This window comes from Actinomadura scrupuli, from assembly GCF_050971785.1.
Lineage (GTDB): Bacteria > Actinomycetota > Actinomycetes > Streptosporangiales > Streptosporangiaceae > Actinomadura_E > Actinomadura_E scrupuli.
The window spans coordinates 1-19,504 of sequence record NZ_JBPCCU010000006.1 but is presented as its reverse complement, the minus strand read 5'-3'; the positions used below and the strand labels follow the sequence as shown (position 1 = coordinate 19,504).

Here is a 19,504-nt window from a genome sequence, read left to right as displayed (position 1 = left end):
TACCGGCTGACCGGCCGGGTGACCGGCGCTGCTCAGTCCTCCTGGGTGAGCGCGGTGACGGAGTGCAGGGTGGCCGATCCGCCGGATCCGCCGGTCCGCTGCGAGCCGACCATCCAGACCGTGTCCGGCGCCACCGAGGCGGCGCCGAGCCAGACCGCCGCGCCGTCCAGCGGCGCGGGGGAGTCGGCGCGATGCCACTTCTCTCCGTCGAAGCGGGCGAGTTCACCGCGTCCACCGGCCGCCCACACCTCGGTGGGCGACAGGGCGGCCAGCGTGTTGACCGAGCCGAGGCCGGGGTCGACCCGGCGCCAGCGGCGGCCGTTCCAGTGCAGCAGGCCGTCTCCGCCCGCGGCCCAGGCCGAGCCGTCCGGCAACGCCACCACGTCGGTGAGCGACGACCGGCCGCTGGGGCAGCGTTCCCGCCGCCAGGCCCGCCCGTCGAAGTGCATGATCAGCGCGCCGGATCCGGTGGTCCCCACCGCCCACACGTCGTCGGGGGCGATGCCGGCCACCGCGAGCAGCCTGCCCCGATCGGGCCCCGGCGCGGGGATCCGGATCCACTGCGCCCCGTCCCAGCGCAGCGCGATCGGCCCACCCGGCAGTGCGTGCCCGACGGCCCACGCCTCGTCGGCGGTGAACATCGCCACGGAGGTCAGCACATAACCGCTTCGCAGCCAGGGGCCCGGATCCTGCGCGGCCCAGTTCGTACCGTTCCATCGCTGGATCAGCGGCACCTCCTGGCCGGCCAGCCGGTCGTAGCCGCCGCCGACCGCGAGGGCGGCGCTCGGCGAGACCGCCGCCACCCCCAGCAGCCCGGCGCCGATGAGCGAGGCCGGCCGAGGCGGCGTCACGGCCGACCAGGTCGTGCCGTCCCAATGCTGGATCACCGGGTGATCCGAGGTCTGCCCGACCGCCCATGCCTCGTCGGGTGACAGCGCGACTATGTCGTTCAGGAGCGCGGGTGGACCGGAAGGTGATGCGACCCGCCACACCCCGGCGGATCGTCTCATCGCTGCCCCGCGTACAGCGGTGTTCCCCGTTACATCGCTCACATATCCGTCCTGGTCATGGATTACCACGCCAACGAATGTGAGTATCCCCTTGGTTCCGGACATCTCGTGCAAGCGTTACACCACTCCGGGGTCAGAGATCCATGACCGCCAGGACATAGCGACATGTCGATTCCTGGTCATTGCCGTAGCTGTGCGGGCGGTCACCTGCGAACACCCCTGTGGTACCTGCCGGCAGCCGGTGCCGGTGGCCGTCCACGGTGAGGTCGAGCGTGCCCTCCTCGACGTGGACGATCTCGCGGGTGCCCGGCGTGTGCGGCTCGCTGTCGCGCCGTTCGCCCGGGGCCAGCTCCCACTTCCACAACTCGAGCGACGGGCGGGGATCGCTGCCGCCCAGCAGAGTGCCCGTGCCGCCCGACGGGCCCTGCCACAGCACCACGTGCCGCTTCGGCGGGAAGAGCTGCACCAATGGCTCCTCCTCCACCTGGACCAGCCGGGTGAGCGCGACTCCGAGGGCCTCGGAGATCCTTATGAGGGTGCCGAGGTTGGGGTTGCCGCGGCCCTGCTCCAGGGCGACGAGCACCCCCTTGCTCACTCCGGAACGGGCGGCGAGCTGGTCCAGGCTCCAGCCGTGCGCGGACCGCATCGCCCGTACGGTGCGTCCCACGGCCTCGCCCACGCCGTCGCCGGTCGGGCCCTCGCCCGCGGCGGGCTCTGCGTCGTTCATCGCCTGATGCTTCCTCCCGGTCGGTTCAATGCACTATACGTTGCAATAGAATGACCGTCCCTGGAGGAGGCCCGCACCATGCTCGAGTACATCGCCGTCCACGAGTCGGTCCACCAACTGCGCCCCGACTTCGCCGTACTGGCCATGACCGCCGAAGGGCTCGGGAACGGTCCCAGCGACGACCGGTCCACCGGATGGCTGACGGTCGCCGGCGGCCGTGCGGTCCCGGAGGACCCCCACGTGGGGGCCTGGCGGGAGGCGTACGCCGCGTTCGGGGCCAAGCCGAAGCGCACCCGGCCCTCCGTGGACGCCCTGCTGCGCCGCGCGGACTCCCTTCCCGCCGTCAACAGGGTCGTGGACGCCTACAACGCGGTCAGCGTCGAGTACGCGCTGCCCATCGGCGGCGAGGACCTCGACGCCTACCGGGGACCGGCCCGGCTGGTGCGGGCCACCGGCACCGAGCCCTTCGACACCACGGCGGACGGGGTCCCCGCCGTCGACCACCCCGACGCGGGTGAGGTCGTCTGGAGGGACGACGACGGCGTGACCTGCCGCCGCTGGAACTGGCGTCAGTGCGTCCGCACCCGGATCACCGAGTCGACCAAGAACGGGCTGTTCCTGTTCGAGCGCCTCGAGCCGTACTCCCTCGACCGCCTGCACGCGGCCGCCGACGACCTGGCGGCGCGGTTGCGCGTGCTCGCGCCGGACGTACGGATCGAACGGCGGCTCATCGGCCCGGCGGGTCACTGATGGTCACCCTGCTCGGTCTGGGCTCCGCCCTGTTCTATGGCGCCGCCGACTTTCTCGGCGGCGCGGCCTCGCGCCGGGCCACCGTGCTCCCGGTGCTGATGGTGAGCGTGCCGGTGGGGCTGGCGATCCTCTGCCTGATCGCGATCGTCGCCGGAGACGCACCGGCCCCGGCCGGTCTGGCCTGGGGCTTCGGCTCGGGGCTGGCCGGTGGAGCGGGCCTGATCACCTTCTACCGGGCGCTCGCCAGCGGCCCGATGAGCGTGGTGGCCCCGGTGTCCGCGCTGGCGGCCGCCGTGCTCCCCGTGGTGGTGGGCACGCTCGGCGGCGAGCGGCTCGCGCCGCCGGTGCTCGTGGGCGTCCTGCTGTGCCTGGCGGCGATCGCGCTGGTCAGCATGGAGGAGAACGGGCCGGGGACCCGGCCCGCCGGGCGGCCCGTCCGCCGGTTCGCCGACAGCGGCCCGCTCATGGCCGCCTTGTCGGGCACCGGCTTCGGCGTCTTCTTCGTGCTGCTGCGGCAGGGCGGTGACGAGTCCGGGTTCTGGCCTCTGGTGGCGTCCCGGAGCGGCGGCCTGGCCGTCATCCTGGCCGCGGTGCTGGTGCTGCGGCTGCGCGGTGGGCCCCGGTCCGGCGGCACCGCGGTCGCCGGGACGACGCTGGTGCTCGCGGTGCTGTCCGGGCTGCTGGACGGCATCGCCAACCTGCTGTACTTCCTGGCGGCACAGGCCGGGATGCTCAGCATGGCCGCGGTGCTGACCTCGCTGTATCCGGCGGTCACTGTACTGCTGGCCCGCGTCGTCTACAGCGAACGGCTGCGAGTGATCCAGCGTCTCGGCCTGGCCGTGGCGGTCGCCGGCGTGGCCCTGGTCACCATCAACTGATCCACGCGGCAGGCCGCCCGCCTGGCCCAGGGCCGGTCGGCGGCGGCTCGTCGGCCGGCCGGCGGCGGGTCAGGGCCGGGTCAGGGGCGGCGGGTACGCACCGGGTGGGCGAAGTCCTTCGGCTCGGCGTGGACGTGGCCCGGCCCGGGGCCCGTACCGCGCACGGGCTCCGGCTCAGCGGCCCCGGCGCACGCCGGGTCCGCGGAGGAAGTGGCATGGGCCGGAGTGGGAGGCTCGGCGGGAAAGAGGGTGGGCGGCGTCGTGGTGATCTGGTCCGGCCGGGCGGCCTTCCAGGCGACCAGGGTCTCGGGGACCAGCCAGAGCAGCAGGAACGCCAGCGATAGCCGCCAGCCGCCGGTGACATCGTGCAGCGCCCCGAAGGCGATCGGCCCGAAACCGGCCAGCAGGTAGCCGGTGGTCTGCGCCATGCCCGACAACCGGGCCGCGCTCGCCGCGCTACCCGCGCGCAGCGTGATCAGCGTGTAGGCGAGCGGGAACGCGCTGCCGGTGCCGGTGCCCAGCACGATCACCCATGTCCAGCCGTACTGCGGGGCGGCGAGCAGGCCGCCGACGCCCAGCGCCATCAGGGCCATGACGATGACGACGAGCGGGCGCTGGTCCCGCAGCCGAGCCGCCAGCATGGGCGTGGCCAGGCCGGTCGGGATGCCGAGCAGCATCATGACCGAGAGCATCAGCCCGGCGGTCGCGGAGGCGTACTCCTGATCCCGCATGATCTCTGGCAGCCACGACATGAGCACGTAGAACGCGAGCGACTGCATGCCCATGAAACCGGTGACGTACCAGGCCAGCCGGTTGCGTAGCAGGGAGCCGCCGTCGGAGTCCGGCGTACGCCCGGCGGCGTGGACCGGCGCAGGACGAGCGGTGCCCGCCCGGGCCGGGCCGGCCCAGACCAGTGCGGCGACCAGCGCGGGCAACGCCCACACGGCCAGGGCCAGCCGCCAGCCGCCGGCGTCGTCGAGCGGCACCGCCAGCCCCGCCGCGACGGCCGCTCCACCCGACATCACCATCATCGCCAGCCCGGTGAGGCCGCCGATCCGGTGCGGGAAGACCCGCTTGATGACGTACGGCATGAGCACGTTGCCGATGGCGATCCCCGCCCCGGCCAGCGCGGTACCGGCGAACAGCGCCACCGGAGCGGGAATCAGCCGCACCAGGATGCCCGCCACGATCAGCAGCAGCGCGCCGGTCAGGCTGGCCGACGGCCCGAACCTGCGTGCCAGCGGAGCCCCCACTGCGGCGAAGGCACCCAGGGACAGCACCGGCAGGGTGGTGAGCACACCCATGGCCGCGCCGGACAGCCCGAACTGACGTTGCAGGTCGCCCAGCAGAGGTGACACCCCGCTGATCGCGGTCCGCAGGTTGAGCGCCAGCAGGACGAGACCGGCCAGGGTCCAGAGGGCGGCGGTTCGGGTGAGCTTCGGGCGGTCGGGGCCGTCGGGGGTCATGTCGCCTTCGTCGTCAGGGCATGGGGGCACGCGGGGTGCGGTGGAACGAGAGGGAAGAGGCGTCAGCGCGGTGTGGCCTTGACGATGCGGAAGATCTCTTCCATACAGGCCTGGCTGGCCCGCGCGGCGCCCTCGGCGTCCCCGTTGCGGATCGCCTCCGCGATGGGCGTGTGCGGGATCGTGGCGCTGCCGGCCAGGTCCGTGCTGGCCGAGGCGATGGTGGAGCGTACGGTCTCGGTGAAGTCGTTCCAGAGCTCGATCAGCACGCGGTTGTGCGTCGCCTCCACGATCGTCGTGTGGAAGTCGACGTCGGCGGCGACGAAGGCGGCGTGGTCGGACATCGCCAGCGCGGCGTCACGCCGGGCGCAGGCGGCCTCGATCGCCGCGATGTCGGCGTTGTCGCGGTAGGTGGCGGCCAGCCGGGCCGCCTCGACCTCCAGCGCCCGCCGCACTTCCAGGACCTCGATGACCTTGGCGGTGCGCAGCCGGCGCCGTACCGCGCCGGACATCTCGTTGGTGGCCCGCACGTAGGTGCCGTCGCCCTGCCTGCATTCCAGCAGCCCGGCATGGGTCAGGGCCTTGACGGCCTCCCGGATGGTGTTGCGTCCCACCCCCAGGCTGTCCGACAGGGCCGGCTCTGGGGGAATCTTGTCGCCGACGACCCACGCCCCCGTTGCGATTTCGCCCTTCAACTGGTCGATCACCTGATCCACCAAGGACGCGCGGTGGGCCGCTCGCAGAGTCAAGGTTCCCCCAAAGAGCCAGTCATCCCATGTGTCCATGTTAGGACTAGTTTGGAGTAGAACGTGGCATGCGCACGCGAAAGTCCGCGGTGAAGGCGGCGGGGAGGCCCAGAACTACCGGTCGGGGCTCAGAATTCGGCGAGGTCGGCCGGGGCGTTCTGCGGCAGCCGGGCCGAGGGACGCAGACCCGCGGACTCCAGGGCCCGGCGGTACGCCGCGGTCGCACCGGTGCTGTCACCCGCCGCGTCGAGCAGGTCACCGAGCTCCCGGGAGGCGCGCGCCGAGCTTCGGTCGGGTGGGAGACGCTTCAGCCTGGCGGCGCTGGAGTGAAGCTCGGAGAGGGCGGCGGCCGTGTCCGCCTGGGCCAGCCGCGCCCGGGCCAGGACGAGCCGGGCCTGGACGCTGCCCAGGGAGTGGTCGTCGTCCAGCTCGCCGAGGGCGCGTTCGGTGGTGTCGACCGCCTGGTCGAGCTTGCCCATCAGCACCAGCGCGCGGGCCGTCTCGACCGTGCACTCGGCGGCGTCCGGACCGGACAGCCGGGGCGCGGCGTCGCGCAGCAGTTCCAGCGCCTCCTGCGCGGAGGTCAGATCGGAGTCCTGCCCGGACGGCTCGGTGGCGTACGAGGCCACGCCGCGCAGCAGCGCGCGGGCGCCCGCCACCCCGAGACGGGCGCGCGACAGCGGCGCGGTGCTCTCGTCATGCGCGGCGATGGCCCGGTCGGCGAGATAGAGGGCGTCCCCGATCGCGCCGTGCTGCAGCGCGAGCCCGGTGGCGGCCCGGTAGGCGGAGGTCGCCGGAGTCTCGTCCGGGGCGAGCACCCGGCGGCCGAGATCACGGGCCCGTGCAAGATCGGAGCGGTCCACGTAGGCGAGCATCAGCAGCCGGCCGGCCTCGGCGTACTCCCGGCCGGCGGTCAGCCCGAGCTCGCGCAGCCGGGCGAGCGCGCGCTCGCCGAGGGCGATGGCCTGGCCGAGGTCCCCGACCGCGTGATAGCAGCGGGCCAGTGAGATCACCGACGGCAGCCAGCTCGACCGGCCGGGGTCGCGCTCGGCCTGCTCCCGCAGCTCCTCGAAGGCGCCGATGGCCGATTCGAGCTCACCGAGGTCCTCCAGCGCGCGGGCCCGTCCCCAGCGGGCGCGCAGCGTCAGCTCGGGATCGTCGCTGCGCAGGATGACCTCGTCGAAGATGGACAGCGCCATGCCGGGGTCGTCGGCGAGGCAGGCCAGCCGGGCCTGGCGCTCGCGGACCTCGAGGTAGGCGCGCTGCTCCGGCTCGACGCCGTCGGCGAGGTATTCGGGGGTACAGCCGAGACGTTCGGCGAGCAGGCGCAGCACCGCCGGGGTCGGCGTGCGCTTGCCCGACTCGATCAGCGAGATATAGCTGTCAGAAAGGTCATGAGCGGCGAGCTGCGCTTGCGACAGACGTCTCGTAAGCCGCAGGTTGCGTACACGTTCACCGACGTTGCCCGGACCCGGCATGTGGACTCACTTAGCGGAAGGAATCAGGCGGTTGGGGTGCCGACATGATTGCACGCCGGGGGTCGGCGCGCATTGAGAGTAACCCAAGCAACATGGACACCGCCCGGAACTTCACCGCACTCATCTGGCTGAATGCGGGGTTTGCCCCATTGGACACGAGCCGGGCTCAGTCGTCGGCGGAGGCGTTCTTGTTCGGGAAGATCATTTCGCAGACCTCGAGATAGAGCTGCTCGGGGTAGGGCAGATATCCGACGGTGCGCAGCGCCTGGTCCTGACCGGCCGACTCGAGCACGAACTCGCCGTATCCGAGCATCCGCCCGGCGATGGAACGCTGGAAGCTCATGTCGGTGACCTTGCCGAGCGGCATCATGGCCACCTTGCGGTTGATCAGGCCGGTGGTGAGGATCATGCGCTGGTTGGTGATGACGAAGTAGTCGACCGACCACTCGGCGACCTGCCACACGAACCAGGCGAGCAGGATCAGCCACGCCCACCAGATCCAGCTGACCACCGAGCCGGCCTGGCTGGCGACGGTGTTGCTGAGGAAGCCGGCGATGATGAGGCCGCCGAGCACCAGGGCCACCGGCTTCATCAGCACGGCAGGGTGATGGCGCACGGTGATGACCTGGCTCTCGTGCGGCAGGAGATACCGGTTGACCGAGGTGGGGGCGGAGTCGCCGGGGGTCACGAGTCTCATGCGGCCAGCTTGTTCACGAAGATCGACAGGGAGTCGGCGACGGAGGCGAGCCCGCTCGCCGCGTGCTGCACCGCGGACGCGGCGTCAGTGGGTGACTTCACCATGTACAGAACCGCGAAGGCCGCTACAGCCCACACGGTGTACTTCTTTGCGGGCAAGTCCGCCTCCCGGAGCGCGCTGACCCACTGACCCCTGCTCAGTTCTACACTAGCCGCTACCGAGGGTAAAGCGCGGTCAGGTGGCCGCGTTGCGCAAGGTGATTTGGTGCCTTCGCTCCGAGGCGACGACGGCGAGAACCTGCAGGTGTTTGCGCGCTATCCGTTCCACCAGGTCAAGCGGGGCGGAGCCGGTCACATCCTCCGCGCCATGCTGGGCGGCGTTCACGCAGCGTGACACTATCGCCGGTGAGTGGATCTCGGCGAACTCCGCACGGAGCCGCGCCGCGATGCCCTCATAGCGTCCGGACGGATCGGTCCCCCCTTGGTCGATCATGACGGCTCCCCCGAGCATCGCTCACGCCACTCCGCGGGTCCCCTTCCGGCGGGCGCGGACAGGAGCGCCTCGACGGCGTTCCCTCCCGTTGCCTACCCAGCCGGGCCGATCACTGAACCTGCAGGTCAGACGACTCCGTACAGCCGATCGCCGGCATCGCCGAGCCCGGGCACGATGTAGCCCACCTCATTGAGCTTCGGATCGATGGCGGCGGTGACGACCCGGATCGGGGCCGAGGTGCGCTCGAAGACCTCCTCCAGGTGCCGCAGGCCCTCGGGAGCGGCCAGCAGGCACAGCGCGGTCACGTCGATCGCGCCTCTGTCCAGCAGGAACTTGATCGCCGCGGCCAGCGTGCCACCGGTGGCGAGCATGGGATCGAGAACATAGCATTGGCGTCCGGACAGGTCGTCGGGCAGCCGGGTGGCGTAAGTCTCCGCCTGCAGGGTGGTCTCGTTCCGGACCATGCCGAGAAACCCGACCTCGGCGGTGGGCAGCAGCCGGGTCATACCCTCCAGCATGCCCAGCCCCGCCCGCAGGATCGGGACCACGAGAGGGGCCGGTCGTGCCAGCTGGACCCCGTCGGCGAGGGCGAGGGGGGTCTGCACGGTCGCGTCGACGACCCGGACGTCCCGGGTCGCCTCGTAGGCGAGCAGGGTGACCAGCTCGTCGGCCAGCCGGCGGAATGTCGGCGAGTCGGTGCGTACGTCGCGGAGGGTGGTGAGCTTGTGCGCGACCAGCGGATGATCGACGGCCAGGGTCTCCATGGGGATCACGCTAACCCACGCCGCGGAATGGAACTCGACGAGGTGGGAACGACTTCTCCATGAGCGGCGAGCGCGACGAAGGGCTGAGTGCCGAGTTCATCCGGGACCGGCTCCGCCGCCGCGCGGTCTTCCTGCGCGAGCTCGCCGAGGCGCGTGAGCTCCGCAAGCGGGTCACCCCCCGCCGGTCCCGCCAGGCCGAGATCCGGGCGACGTTGCGGATGCGCACGTTCCGCAACCACTGAGCACTCGAGTTTCCGGGTGGAGTGCGCGAGCACGTTCGGCATCTGCGACCATGCCCAGGGCAGTGACCGCGCCGGTGGGGTGGATGACTTGACGGATGTGAGCATGACGGATTTCGCCGTCGTGGTGTTTCGCGAGGACGAGCAGTGGGAGACCGAGCTGCTCCCGGTCGCGCTGACCGAGGATCTGGCGGGACTGATCCACGCGCTGCGGCAGCAGCCCAGCATCGCCGGCACGATCGGGCTGGTGGCGGTTGGCGACGACTTCTTCGTGGCGATCCGGGTGCTGGCCGACGAGGTGATGATCTTCCTGTCGGACGTGACCGCGTCCGTCGAATGGGCGCTGGCCGGGCAGGTGCTGGACTACCTCGACATTCCCATCCCCGAGGACGAGGAGCTCGACCAGGTCCTGCCGGTGGGGGACATGTCGATCTTCAGTGACCTCGGCTTGGACGAGATGGAGCTGGGCGCGATCTCCGGGGATCTGGATCTCTATCCGGACGAGATGCTCTCCAGCATCGCCGAGCGGATCGGATTCGCCCAGGCCTTCGAGCGGGCGATCGACACGCTCGGCTGACTGCCCTTCGCAGCCGTACCACCTTTTGCCACAATGAGCAGGTGCCGTATTTCGCCGCAGTCTTCGCCCAGACCGAGGCCGGGTGGGTAGGAACCGAGGCCGATCTCGCCGAGGCCAAGGTCATGGATGACGTCTCCGACCTGCTCCGAGAGTCCGCGCTCGAGACGGGCGGAGATCCCGTGCTGCTGCTCGTCGAGGAGGACGACGAGTGGTTCGCCGTGCTGCGCCTGGACGGCGAGGAGGACCCCCGGGTCTTCCTGTCCGACACCCGGGCCATCGTCTCCAGCGAGCTCGCCGGCCTGCTCTACCAGTTCATCGGGGCCGCCGAAGATGCGCCGGACGGCGGGGTGGACGGCACCCCGGACGGCGACCGTGACCTCCTGGAGGACTTCGGCGCCGACGCCCAGGAGCTCGACGACCTGAGCCAGCGGTCGCTGCCGACGGACGCCCTGCTGATCGTCGCCGAGCGGGCCGGCTTCGCCGACGAGTTCGATCGGCTCCATGAATGACCCGGTGAACGACACGGAGCGGGAGTTCGAATCGATCATGCGGCTCGCCCTGCGGCAGGCGGCCGGAGCGGGTGCGGACGTGCCCGTGGGCGCCGTCGTCCTGGACTCCGGTGGCCAGGTCATCGGGGCCGGCCGCAACGAGCGCGAGCTGACCGGCGATCCGACCGCACACGCCGAGGTGCTGGCCATCCGGGCCGCCGCCGCGACGCTCGGCCGCTGGCGGCTGACGGGCTGCACGCTCGCCGTGACGCTGGAGCCCTGCACGATGTGCGCCGGGGCCGCCGTCCTGGCCCGGCTGGACCGCATCGTGTACGGGGCCGTGGACCCGAAAGCGGGTGCGGTCGGGTCCCTGTGGGACGTCGTCAGGGACCGCCGCCTCAACCACCGGCCCGAAGTGATCGCCGGTGTGCTGGCCGAGGAATGCGGCGCCCTGCTGACCCGGTTCTTCGCCGGCCGCCGAGTCGGGTAGGCTTCGCGACGGTGGTGTCGCCTAGTGGCCGAGGGCGCACGCCTCGAAAGCGTGTGAAGGGGCAACTCTTCCGTGGGTTCAAATCCCACCACCACCGCCGCACACGAGGGCTGCCGACCCGCCTGGACGGGTCGGCGGCCCTTTTGCACTCGGTGGCCCGTACCCGGCTTCTCCCCCGGCGATCCGGCGCGACGGCAGAGGTGCGGTTGAGATGACGGCCACGGCACGCCCCGGGCGACTGCGGATGGGCGTCTGCCTGTCGCTGTCGGGGAAATATGCCCGGTTCGGCAGGCAGGCGGCCCTCGGGCTGGAGACCTGGCGGGTGCTGGACGGGGCCGCAGACCTCATCATCGAAGACGATCACAGCGACCCTCGCCTGCTGGCGACCGGTCTCCGCCGCCTCTCCGGACGGTGCGACGTGCTGCTGGGCCCGTACTCGACCCGGCTGGCCAGGACGGCGGGGGACGTCGCGGCGGAGCTGGGCCTGTTGATCTGGAACCACGGCGGAGCGGGTGACGACGTGCAGGCGGCCCACCCCGGTCACGTGGTGTCGGTCTCCACCCCGGCGAGCCGGTACGCCGAGCCCTTCCTGGCGTGGCTGGCGGGCGACCCGGCCCGTGCCCGGCTGTGGATCGTGCACGGCAAGGGCGCTTTCGCCCGCCAGGTGGCGGCCGGCGCGGAGGCGACGGCCCGCACCCTCGGCCTCGGCACCACCCGCCTCGGCCCCGGGGACGGCCCGCCGTCACCGGGTCCGCCCTGGGACCTGCTCTGCGCCGGCACGTTCGAGGAGGACGTCCACACGGTCGTCCGCGCGTCCCGCCTGCCGCATCCGCCGCGGACCGTCTGCGCCGTCGCGGCCGGCATCGGGGAGTTCGGTCGTGCCGTGCCCGACGCCGAGGGGATCTTCGGGGTCGGCCAGTGGTTCCCCTCCGGCGGGGGTCCGGCCGCGCTCGGCCCGGCCGAGGTGGAGTTCCTCGCCGCGTATCCGGACCCCGGGCCGCCCGACTACCCGGCCGTCCAGGCCGCGGCCGCCGCCGTGCTGGCCGCGCACTGCATGCGGCTGGCGGGCGGTACGGCCCGTGAACTCGTGTGGGCTGCGGCCGCCTCGCTGGACACCTCCACCCTCTTCGGCGACTTCGCGATCGACCCCGTGAACGGGCTTCAGCTGGGGCACCGGGCCGTGCTCCTGCGCTGGACCCGGCACGGGCCGGTGCCGGCCGGTCAGCGGCCGGAGGGGCTCTGAGCTGGCTCTCCCTCGCGGATGAGCCTCGCAGACCGGATTCCGGAGCATGAAAGCCGGTGAAAAGGGGATTGCGCCTGCATGGATTTCGATGACGACTCACAACTCGACGCCTCCCAGGTCGAGGATGCGCGCGGCGGCGGGGGCTTTCCCGGGGGCGGTCTCGCCATCGGCGGTGGCGCGGCGGGCATCGTCGCGCTGATCGTGGCGGTGTTGTTCGGGGTGAACGTCGGCGGAGGTGGTGGCGGCGGTGTGCCGGCCCCGGTGCAGCCCTCGGGCAACCTCTCCCAGTGCCGTACGGGCGCGGACGCCGACAAGTCGGAGGACTGCCGCATCGTCGGCACCGTGAACAGCGTCCAGCGGTACTGGAAGAAGGAGTTCGCCGACCAGGGCCGTTCGTACCAACCGGCCAAGACGCAGCTGTTCAGCCAGGCCACCGAGACCGGGTGCGGCCACGCCACCTCCGAGGTGGGGCCCTTCTACTGCCCGCCCGACACGAAGGTCTACCTCGATCTGACCTTCTTCAAGGAACTGCAGCAGAGGTTCGGCGCCGAGGGCGGTCCGTTCGCGCAGGCCTACGTCATCGGGCACGAGTACGGTCATCACATCCAGAACCTCCTCGGCACCTCCGACAAGGTGAAGCCCGGGCAGACCGGTGCCACCAGCGGCTCCGTACGGCTGGAACTGCAGGCCGACTGCTACTCGGGCGTCTGGGCCAAGAACGCCTCCGGCCTCAAGCTCACCGAGGCCGACATCCGGCAGGCGCTGAGCGCGGCCCAGGCCGTCGGCGACGACCGGATCCAGGAGCGGTCACAGGGCCGGGTGAATCCGGACGGCTTCACCCACGGCACCGCGGCGCAGCGGCAGAAGTGGTTCACCACCGGCTACCGGACCGGAGATCCGAACGGATGTGACACCTTCTCCGGTGGTATCTGACTCCGGCCCGGGGTATCCGGCTCCCGATCCGTAATGATGCATAGAGGCAGGGGGTCGCGGTGGGAATGACGCGGCACGGGCAGGCCCCGTAGACTCCTGAGGTGATCTTTAAGTCGGTTGGCGACGGGCGGCCCTATCCGGAGCACGGGCTCGCCGCCCGGGACTGGGCGAAGATTCCGCCACGTCAGCTCCGCCTCGACGAGTTGATCACCACCAAGCGCGAACTGGACCTGCATTCCCTGCTGGCCAAGGACTCCACCTTCTACGGGGATCTTTTCCCGCACGTCGTGCAATGGCAGGGCGCGCTCTATCTGGAGGACGGCCTGCACCGGGCGGTCCGCGCGGCCCTGCATCAGCGGCAGGTCCTACACGCCCGGGTGCTGGACCTCGACACCAGGTGACGCGGGTTCTGACGGATCGGGAGCTGACCGTCTCCCTGCTGGCCCGGCAACTGCTGCTGGAGCGGCGGCCGATGCCCGCCGTACAGGCCGTACGCCGGCTCGCGGCGCTGCAGGCGCAGTATTCCCCCTCGCCCTATGTGGCACTGCACAGCAGGCTCGAGGGGTTCCGCATCGAGGAGCTCGAGACGGCGTTGCGCGAGCGCACGCTGGTCAAGTCCACGCTGATGCGGGGCACGCTCCATCTGGTGGGTGCCGACGACTATCCCGCTTTCGCGGCCGCCTGCGGGCCCCAGCTCGCCGCCATGCTGCGGACCGCCAACCGGCCGGCGGCCCCGCTCGAACAGCAGATCGTCGCGGGGCTGGCGGAGTTCACCGCCGAGCCGCGCACCACCGACGAGATCCGGGATCGCGTCCGCGAGCTCAGCGGTGGCACGGTCAAGAAGGAGTCGCTGCTCGACTATGCCCGGACGATGCTGCCTCTGGTGCACGTCCCGCCGAGCGGCATGTGGCAGCGGCACGGCAAGTTCTCGCTGGTCGCCTGGGACGGGCCACTGGAGGCGGAAGCGGCGGCCACCACAGCGCTGGTGCGCGGGTATCTCGCCGCCTTCGGCCCGGCCACCCGGGAGGACATCGCCGCGTTCACCTGGCTGCGCTACCGGCAGATCGACCCGGCGCTGACGGCGCTGGAGCCCGTCCGCTACACCGACACCGCGGGCCGCGACCTGTACGACCTGCCCGGCGCCGCCCTGGCCGCCGAGGACGTGCCCGTGCCCGTCCGGCTGCTCGCCAGGCTGGACGCCGCGGTGATCTCCTACCGTGACCGCACCCGGATTCTGCCCGCCGAGCACCACGACGAGGTGATGAGGATGGTCCGGAGCAACGTGATGCCCTACCTTGTCGACGGCCTGGTCGCCGGGCAGTGGTCGTACGGGCTCCAGGGCGGGACGGCGGTGCTCACGCTGCGCCCGTTCGCCGCACGGAGCGGTCCGCTGCCCGCGGACCTGGAGCCGGAGGCCGAGCGCATGCTCGCCTTCGTGGCGCCGGACGCCGGGAAGCGCGTGGTCGAACTGGCCGCACCGGGCCCTTCCCATCCTTAGCGGGCTTCGTTCACCTCTCTGAACAATGGCCCTGCGTGTTCGCCGGATCACGCCGATTCTCGCCGGGCGCATGAACGGCCTGCTCATCCGCTCCTTTTCGCAAAGCGGTGCGGTATGAGTGGAGCGTGCCAAAATGATTGAATCTTCCATAATGGCGGAATGGTGAAGCCTGGTAACGGTTGGTCATCATGGCCGCCCCCGGCATTGGCGAACACCGCCATTCATTGCGAGCAGGACGACAGAGCGGATAACCGCTGGTCATCGCCCCTATCCTATGGCCGTGTGACTTTTGGGCCCTCCCCATTGAGGCCATCATCTGGCACCATTGCCCGGTCGATGGGAGTGGCCTATGCCGGAAGTTCACCATTTCACGTACGGAATATTGACACCTGGCTTTGCCTACTTAATGTCCTTTTTCGGGTCGCTGCTGGGTCTGTCATTCGCAGCCCGTGCCAGGGCAAGAGCAGGGCGTGAACGGGCCCGATGGCTGGTCGGCGCGGCGGTGGCCATCGGTGGCACCGGAATCTGGGTGATGCACTTCATCGCGATGCTCGGCTACACAGTTTCCGGGGTACAGATCCGCTATGACATCGCGCTGACCCTCATCAGCGCGGTTATCGCCGTCGTGGTGGTGGGCGTCGGCCTGTTCATCGTCGGATTCCTGGAGCCACAGGCCGGTCCGCTGCTGGTGGGCGGTCTGATCACCGGCTCCGGTGTCGCGATCATGCACTACACGGGCATGGCGGCGATGCGTGTCGGCGCGACGATCCACTACAACCCCAAACCGGTCGTGCTCTCCGTGGTGATCGCCGTTGTGGCGGCCACGGCCGCACTGTGGGCGGCGCTGTGGGTCCGCGGCCTGCCGGCCACCATCGGCGCGGCCCTGATCATGGCGTTCGCCGTGAGCGGCATGCACTACACGGGCATGGCGGCGATGGAGGTGCACACCCAGGCGCACCCGGCGATCCCCGCGGGCGCGGGCGCGATGGATCTGCTGCTTCCGCTCACGCTGGCCGTCAGCATGGTCACCGCGGCCTTGGTGCTGCTGCTCGGCGTCTCGCCCAACGAGAGCGAGCGCCAGAAGGAGGAGCAGCTCCTGCTGCGGATCGCGCAGCGCCGGGCACGGTGACGCGCCAGGCCGTCGGTGGCCGCATGGTCATGAGCGCCCGCACAGGGCCGGTCGACCGCGGTTCCAGGCCGTCCGCCAGGGCCGTACGTCAGGGCAGCAGCGCGTCGAGCGTGACGAAGGAGTACCCGCGATCGCGCAGGCCACTGATGATGCTGGGGAGCGCGGCGGCGTCGAGGGTGGTTCCGTCGTCGGGGTTGGCGCCCACGTGCATCAGCACGATCTCACCGGGCTGGGCGGCGGCGAGCACCCGGTCGACGACCTTCGTCACGGTCATTCCGCCTGACGTGCCCTGCCAGCCGAGCGAGTCGACGGTCCAGCCGACGGGGACGTATCCGAGCCCGTTGGCCAGCGTGACGTCCGAGGCGGTGTAAGCGCCGTAGGGGAACCGGAACAGCGCGCGCGGCTCGGCGCCGTTGGTGTAGAAGATCGCCGTCTGCGCGTTCCCGATCTCTGTTCGCGCGGTCGCGTCAGTGATCGTGGTGAAGTCCGGGTGGTTGTCGGAGTGATTTCCGATGCGGAAGCCGGAGGTCGCCAGCAGGTTGGCCTCCGCCGGGAACAGCCGGGTGAAGTCGCCGACGAGGAAGAAGCTGGCCATGGCGTTCTCGCGCTGCAGAGTGGCGCGGATCGACTCGGCGCCGGCCGCGCTCCATGCGGAGTCGAAGGTGAGCGCGACGACCTTGGAGGTGGTGGGGATCTTGGTGACGTTCTTGCCCAGCAGCGAGGACGGGATCGCGGGCTGGGAGCCCGGCACCCAGGCCCGTGCCCAGGCGGACCAGGTGGCCTCGTGCCCCGTTCGGCTCCAGAGGGCCCCGTCCCGGCCACGGGCGACGACGCTCACCGAGTCGCCGGCCACGGACGCTCCCGGACCATCGATCAGCAGGCCGCCGAGAGACTGCCAGCCGGACCACGAATCCGTATAGGTGTTCGTCTGCAGCGTGTTGCTCGCCGCGTCCCGCACGAACAGCGTCACCCTCCCGGCCGAGGGCACGACCGCGGCGGGTGCGCTGTGCGTGCTGCCGCCCAGGGACTGCCACGCCGACGATGAGCTGTCGGTCAGCGTCTTCGTCCACACGGCCGAATCCTTGCCGGTGACGAAGACCTGCAGCCCGCCGGAATCGGTCGCGACCACCGCCGGGGCGCTGTACAGGACACCGCCGAGTGAGGTCCACGTGCCCCAGCCCGAGCCAGGGCGGTACGTCCGCATGGCCAGGGCGTCGGCGGCGTCACGGACGAACACGTCGACACGGCCGTCGGAGCGGCCCACGGCCGCTGGGGCGGATGACATGACAAGGCCGCCCACCTTCGCCCACGAGCCCCAGACGCCGGCCGTGCGCACCCTCTGCCAGAGCTGGCCGTCCGTACCGCGGCCCAGTACCTGCAGCGTCGTATCGGCGTACGTGGTCGCGGGGCCGCCGATCAGTTTCCCGCCCAGGTCGGTCGGGGCCGACCAGACGCCCCCGGTGAACGTACGAAGAACGGTGTTGCCCTTCGACGCGCGATAGACGACGTCGACACCGGCGGCACCGGAACGTGCCGTGACCGAGGGAGCGTACGTGGGGATGTCGGCCACCGCGGCGTTCGTTGAGCCCTGCGCGCTCTCCGCCGCGGAGACGCCGGTCAACGCCATCGAGATCAAAATGATCCGGAGTGACACGGCCTTGGTGAACCGCCACATGATTTCCACCGTCCTTCGACCCGACCACCCTGAGCGTCCTCCTTCCGCGGCCTTGTGGCCATGGACGAAGGTCCTCCCCTTTGTTCGGGTCCCAGTGGCCGCCGAGCGCATGCGGCCGCGACGGTTCGTCTTCGATGGGCCGATCTCCACTGGGGAACCCAGGCCAGGCCGGTGGTCGCCCTGGCGGACTAGGCGGCCGGATAAATCCGAAGAGCTGCACTACGTCGGTTATGTCTGTAATAAGTCACAAACAGATCTCGTAGATCCTTTGCGTTGATACGTCACGCTAACATCGCCGCGTCAGATATGCGCCAGCACGTGCCCCCAGTGCGCGAAGCCCCTGACACCGCTTCAGGCGCTCTCGACAGCGCGCCTTCTTCTTGCAAGGGACCCCTTTGAATCCTGCTTTTCGCAGCGGGAGAAGGCCTGGCGTTCGCCGCGCCCTCTCCGCTAGCCTCCTCGCACTTGCGCTGGTCAGCGCTGGTGCCGCAAACACGTCCTCGGCGGTCGCAGCCCCCAGTGACGGAACAACCGCCGACAAGCTGCTCGAGCGGATCCGCGCCGCGGCGGAGAAGCAAGGCTACGTGCCGAAGTCGGTCGTCCGTAAGCCGTCGGCGCGGTCGACGTCCACCGTGACCCCGCAGATCATCGGCGGCTCGCAGACCACCATCGGGGCAGCGCCGTACATGCTCCAGCTGTGGTACTCCAACGCGGCTTCCGGCGAAGCCACCTTCTGTGCCGGCACCCTGGTCGCACCCAACAAGGTGATGACGGCTGCTCACTGCGTCTACGGCATGGACTGGTACAACAACGGTGTCGTCCTCGGCGGCACCGCCACCCTGTTGGACGACAACGCCAAGGTGGCCCTGGTCAAGCGGCAGTGGGTCAACCCCGGGTACAACCCTTCGTCCATCGACAACGACGTGGCCGTACTCACGCTGGACCGGACGCTTCCGCTCGCGACGGCCAAGATCGCCGCCAACACCGACAGTGCCCTGTACGCGGCCGGCACCAACGCCACGGTGTACGGCTGGGGCCTGACCAGCTCGGGTCCGGACGGCAACCTGTCGGATGTGCTGAAGCAGGCCACGCTGCCGATCGAGGCGGACGCCACCTGCGACGCCGCTCTCAGTGCGTCGCTGGGCCAGGACCTGTTCGTCAACGGGCACATGGTCTGCGCAGGCCCAGCCTCGACGGGTGACGACACCACGACCACCACCACCTGCGTGGGCGACTCCGGCGGTCCGCTGGTGGTCAACGGGCGTGTCGCGGGCATCGTCTCGTGGGGCGTGTCCGAAGTCGCCTCCGATGGCGGCGTCCTGAAGTACTGCGGAAGTAGCGGCACCTACCCGGTCTTCACCAAGGTGAGCGCGTACACCGGCGTCACGCTGGCACGGGTCAACGACGCCGACTGGAGCGGAGACGGCCGGGCCGATGTGTTCGCCCGGTACAAGACCGGCGGCACCGCACGGGTGTACAAGGGCGTCACACTCACCACGAGCTCCTCGGCCGGGAGCGGTTGGGGCAGCTTCAACAAGGTGCTGCAGACGGACCTCAACCGCGACGGCGTCGTGGACTACATCGTGCGCACGACTTCCGGGGCCCTCTACTGGCGTCACAAGTACGGAAGCACGATGTACAACACCAAGCTCTCTTCGTACTGGAGCACCGTCAAGCAGATCATCGCCCCCGGTGATGTGACCGGCGACGCCCTGCCTGACCTCCTGTCGGTCAATTCCAGCGGATACCTGTACGTCTACCCCGGAAAGGGCAACGGGACCTTCGGCAGTGCCAAGAAGCTCGGCACCGGCTGGCTCTCGTACGCACAGGTCGTCGGGCACGGCGACTACACCGGCGACGGCCGCCCCGACCTCATCGCCCGGACCTCCGGCGGCGCGGCCTACCTGTTCCCGAGCAGCACGACCGGAACGTTCGGCACCCGCAAGCTGTTGAGCAGTTCCGCGCTCAAGTCCGCCACCGGGATCGCAGCCACCGGCGACGTCAACGGCGACGGCAAGTCCGACCTGGTGACCCGGAGCAGCACCGGAACCCTGTGGCTCTACAAGGGCAGCGGCTACGGCACCTTCGCCTCACCGGTGAAGGCCGCCACCGGCGTCAACTCGTTCAACCTCTTCGGCTGACCCAGAGCAAGCGAGCGCGCCCGCCACGGAATTCCTCCCGTGGCGGGCGCGCTCCGGTGCGGCCGCTACGGCAGGCCGTACCACCG

General features: G+C 70.5%; 22 protein-coding genes and 1 tRNA gene. 13 read left to right on the top strand and 10 right to left on the bottom strand.

Going from position 1 to position 19,504, the window contains the following annotated elements; all coding sequences use genetic code 11:
* Window positions 1-32: 32 nt before the first annotated feature.
* Together ACRYCC_RS25575 and ACRYCC_RS25570 are read right to left on the bottom strand one after the other, a co-directional pair.
* A complete protein-coding gene (locus ACRYCC_RS25575) occupies window positions 33-1,010 on the bottom strand; it encodes a sialidase family protein (RefSeq protein WP_433816108.1) in 978 nt (325 codons plus the stop codon).
* Between the two features lie 133 nt (window positions 1,011-1,143).
* Window positions 1,144-1,737, bottom strand: a complete 594-nt coding sequence (locus ACRYCC_RS25570; protein WP_433816107.1) for a helix-turn-helix domain-containing protein — start codon at window positions 1,735-1,737, stop codon at window positions 1,144-1,146.
* A gap of 78 nt (window positions 1,738-1,815) precedes the next feature.
* On the opposite strand from ACRYCC_RS25570, the gene ACRYCC_RS25565 reads away from it, so the two are divergent.
* Together ACRYCC_RS25565 and ACRYCC_RS25560 are read left to right on the top strand one after the other, a co-directional pair.
* Complete coding sequence (locus tag ACRYCC_RS25565; RefSeq protein ID WP_433816105.1) at window positions 1,816-2,487, top strand: B3/B4 domain-containing protein; 672 nt, start codon at window positions 1,816-1,818, stop codon at window positions 2,485-2,487.
* Entirely contained in the window at window positions 2,487-3,365 is an 879-nt protein-coding gene (locus tag ACRYCC_RS25560; RefSeq protein ID WP_433816103.1) for an EamA family transporter, read from the top strand. Before ACRYCC_RS25565 ends, ACRYCC_RS25560 begins: the two co-directional genes overlap by 1 nt.
* An 80-nt stretch (window positions 3,366-3,445) precedes the next feature.
* Here the strand turns inward: ACRYCC_RS25560 and ACRYCC_RS25555 are convergent, their stop codons facing one another.
* The 7 genes from ACRYCC_RS25555 to upp form a co-directional block, all read right to left on the bottom strand.
* On the bottom strand, window positions 3,446-4,831 hold the full coding sequence (locus tag ACRYCC_RS25555; protein ID WP_433816101.1) for a CynX/NimT family MFS transporter: 1,386 nt from the start codon (window positions 4,829-4,831) through the stop codon (window positions 3,446-3,448).
* Window positions 4,832-4,893: 62 nt separating this feature from the next.
* Window positions 4,894-5,577, bottom strand: a complete 684-nt coding sequence (locus ACRYCC_RS25550; RefSeq protein WP_433816099.1) for a FadR/GntR family transcriptional regulator — start codon at window positions 5,575-5,577, stop codon at window positions 4,894-4,896.
* 125 nt (window positions 5,578-5,702) lie between these two features.
* Window positions 5,703-7,052, bottom strand: coding sequence for a helix-turn-helix domain-containing protein (locus ACRYCC_RS25545; protein ID WP_433816097.1), 1,350 nt, complete (start codon window positions 7,050-7,052; stop codon window positions 5,703-5,705).
* 166 nt (window positions 7,053-7,218) lie between these two features.
* Entirely contained in the window at window positions 7,219-7,749 is a 531-nt protein-coding gene (locus ACRYCC_RS25540; RefSeq protein WP_433816095.1) for a PH domain-containing protein, read from the bottom strand.
* Window positions 7,746-7,886: a hypothetical protein gene (locus ACRYCC_RS25535; RefSeq protein WP_433816093.1), complete on the bottom strand. Its 141-nt coding sequence runs from the start codon at window positions 7,884-7,886 to the stop codon at window positions 7,746-7,748. The genes ACRYCC_RS25540 and ACRYCC_RS25535 overlap by 4 nt, the downstream gene beginning before the upstream one ends.
* A 97-nt stretch (window positions 7,887-7,983) precedes the next feature.
* Window positions 7,984-8,241: a hypothetical protein gene (locus ACRYCC_RS25530; RefSeq protein WP_433816092.1), complete on the bottom strand. Its 258-nt coding sequence runs from the start codon at window positions 8,239-8,241 to the stop codon at window positions 7,984-7,986.
* A gap of 125 nt (window positions 8,242-8,366) precedes the next feature.
* On the bottom strand, window positions 8,367-9,005 hold the full coding sequence (upp, locus tag ACRYCC_RS25525) for a uracil phosphoribosyltransferase (protein WP_433816090.1): 639 nt from the start codon (window positions 9,003-9,005) through the stop codon (window positions 8,367-8,369).
* Window positions 9,006-9,064: 59 nt separating this feature from the next.
* Here upp and ACRYCC_RS25520 point away from each other — a divergent pair, with 59 nt between their 5' ends.
* The 10 genes from ACRYCC_RS25520 to ACRYCC_RS25475 all read left to right on the top strand — a co-directional run bounded on the left by ACRYCC_RS25520 (window position 9,065) and on the right by ACRYCC_RS25475 (window position 15,602).
* Window positions 9,065-9,247: a hypothetical protein gene (locus ACRYCC_RS25520; protein WP_433816088.1), complete on the top strand. Its 183-nt coding sequence runs from the start codon at window positions 9,065-9,067 to the stop codon at window positions 9,245-9,247.
* 103 nt (window positions 9,248-9,350) lie between these two features.
* On the top strand, window positions 9,351-9,821 hold the full coding sequence (locus ACRYCC_RS25515) for a tRNA adenosine deaminase-associated protein (RefSeq protein WP_433816086.1): 471 nt from the start codon (window positions 9,351-9,353) through the stop codon (window positions 9,819-9,821).
* Window positions 9,822-9,862: 41 nt separating this feature from the next.
* Window positions 9,863-10,330, top strand: a complete 468-nt coding sequence (locus tag ACRYCC_RS25510; protein ID WP_433816085.1) for a tRNA adenosine deaminase-associated protein — start codon at window positions 9,863-9,865, stop codon at window positions 10,328-10,330.
* Window positions 10,323-10,799 carry a tRNA adenosine(34) deaminase TadA gene (gene tadA / locus ACRYCC_RS25505; RefSeq protein WP_433816083.1) on the top strand — a complete coding sequence of 159 codons (477 nt, stop codon included), beginning with the start codon at window positions 10,323-10,325 and terminating at the stop codon, window positions 10,797-10,799. Before ACRYCC_RS25510 ends, tadA begins: the two co-directional genes overlap by 8 nt.
* A gap of 10 nt (window positions 10,800-10,809) precedes the next feature.
* A tRNA-Ser gene (locus ACRYCC_RS25500) sits at window positions 10,810-10,896 on the top strand.
* Between the two features lie 114 nt (window positions 10,897-11,010).
* Window positions 11,011-12,042, top strand: a complete 1,032-nt coding sequence (locus ACRYCC_RS25495; RefSeq protein WP_433816081.1) for an ABC transporter substrate-binding protein — start codon at window positions 11,011-11,013, stop codon at window positions 12,040-12,042.
* 78 nt (window positions 12,043-12,120) lie between these two features.
* A complete protein-coding gene (gene ypfJ, locus ACRYCC_RS25490) occupies window positions 12,121-12,975 on the top strand; it encodes a KPN_02809 family neutral zinc metallopeptidase (protein ID WP_433816079.1) in 855 nt (284 codons plus the stop codon).
* 101 nt (window positions 12,976-13,076) lie between these two features.
* A complete protein-coding gene (locus ACRYCC_RS25485) occupies window positions 13,077-13,376 on the top strand; it encodes a type II toxin-antitoxin system VapB family antitoxin (protein ID WP_433816078.1) in 300 nt (99 codons plus the stop codon).
* On the top strand, window positions 13,373-14,473 hold the full coding sequence (locus ACRYCC_RS25480) for a winged helix DNA-binding domain-containing protein (RefSeq protein WP_433816076.1): 1,101 nt from the start codon (window positions 13,373-13,375) through the stop codon (window positions 14,471-14,473). Before ACRYCC_RS25485 ends, ACRYCC_RS25480 begins: the two co-directional genes overlap by 4 nt.
* Window positions 14,474-14,822: 349 nt before the next feature.
* On the top strand, window positions 14,823-15,602 hold the full coding sequence (locus ACRYCC_RS25475; RefSeq protein WP_433816074.1) for an MHYT domain-containing protein: 780 nt from the start codon (window positions 14,823-14,825) through the stop codon (window positions 15,600-15,602).
* Between the two features lie 88 nt (window positions 15,603-15,690).
* Here ACRYCC_RS25475 and ACRYCC_RS25470 read toward each other — a convergent pair whose 3' ends face one another.
* Window positions 15,691-17,277, bottom strand: a complete 1,587-nt coding sequence (locus ACRYCC_RS25470; RefSeq protein WP_433816072.1) for a polysaccharide deacetylase family protein — start codon at window positions 17,275-17,277, stop codon at window positions 15,691-15,693.
* A gap of 584 nt (window positions 17,278-17,861) precedes the next feature.
* Here ACRYCC_RS25470 and ACRYCC_RS25465 point away from each other — a divergent pair.
* Window positions 17,862-19,418: a trypsin-like serine protease gene (locus tag ACRYCC_RS25465; RefSeq protein ID WP_433816070.1), complete on the top strand. Its 1,557-nt coding sequence runs from the start codon at window positions 17,862-17,864 to the stop codon at window positions 19,416-19,418.
* The last annotated feature ends 86 nt before the right edge of the window (window positions 19,419-19,504 follow it).

Coding starts and splice junctions, on each gene's coding strand:
- ACRYCC_RS25575 (WP_433816108.1), bottom strand. CDS start 1,010: ATGAGACGATCCGCCGGGGTGTGGCGGGTCGCATCACCTTCCGGTCCA.
- ACRYCC_RS25570 (WP_433816107.1), bottom strand. CDS start 1,737: ATGAACGACGCAGAGCCCGCCGCGGGCGAGGGCCCGACCGGCGACGGC.
- ACRYCC_RS25565 (WP_433816105.1), top strand. CDS start 1,816: ATGCTCGAGTACATCGCCGTCCACGAGTCGGTCCACCAACTGCGCCCC.
- ACRYCC_RS25560 (WP_433816103.1), top strand. CDS start 2,487: ATGGTCACCCTGCTCGGTCTGGGCTCCGCCCTGTTCTATGGCGCCGCC.
- ACRYCC_RS25555 (WP_433816101.1), bottom strand. CDS start 4,831: ATGACCCCCGACGGCCCCGACCGCCCGAAGCTCACCCGAACCGCCGCC.
- ACRYCC_RS25545 (WP_433816097.1), bottom strand. CDS start 7,052: ATGCCGGGTCCGGGCAACGTCGGTGAACGTGTACGCAACCTGCGGCTT.
- ACRYCC_RS25540 (WP_433816095.1), bottom strand. CDS start 7,749: ATGAGACTCGTGACCCCCGGCGACTCCGCCCCCACCTCGGTCAACCGG.
- ACRYCC_RS25530 (WP_433816092.1), bottom strand. CDS start 8,241: ATGATCGACCAAGGGGGGACCGATCCGTCCGGACGCTATGAGGGCATC.
- upp (WP_433816090.1), bottom strand. CDS start 9,005: ATGGAGACCCTGGCCGTCGATCATCCGCTGGTCGCGCACAAGCTCACC.
- ACRYCC_RS25520 (WP_433816088.1), top strand. CDS start 9,065: ATGAGCGGCGAGCGCGACGAAGGGCTGAGTGCCGAGTTCATCCGGGAC.
- ACRYCC_RS25515 (WP_433816086.1), top strand. CDS start 9,351: ATGACGGATTTCGCCGTCGTGGTGTTTCGCGAGGACGAGCAGTGGGAG.
- tadA (WP_433816083.1), top strand. CDS start 10,323: ATGAATGACCCGGTGAACGACACGGAGCGGGAGTTCGAATCGATCATG.
- ACRYCC_RS25495 (WP_433816081.1), top strand. CDS start 11,011: ATGACGGCCACGGCACGCCCCGGGCGACTGCGGATGGGCGTCTGCCTG.
- ypfJ (WP_433816079.1), top strand. CDS start 12,121: ATGGATTTCGATGACGACTCACAACTCGACGCCTCCCAGGTCGAGGAT.
- ACRYCC_RS25475 (WP_433816074.1), top strand. CDS start 14,823: ATGCCGGAAGTTCACCATTTCACGTACGGAATATTGACACCTGGCTTT.
- ACRYCC_RS25470 (WP_433816072.1), bottom strand. CDS start 17,277: ATGTGGCGGTTCACCAAGGCCGTGTCACTCCGGATCATTTTGATCTCG.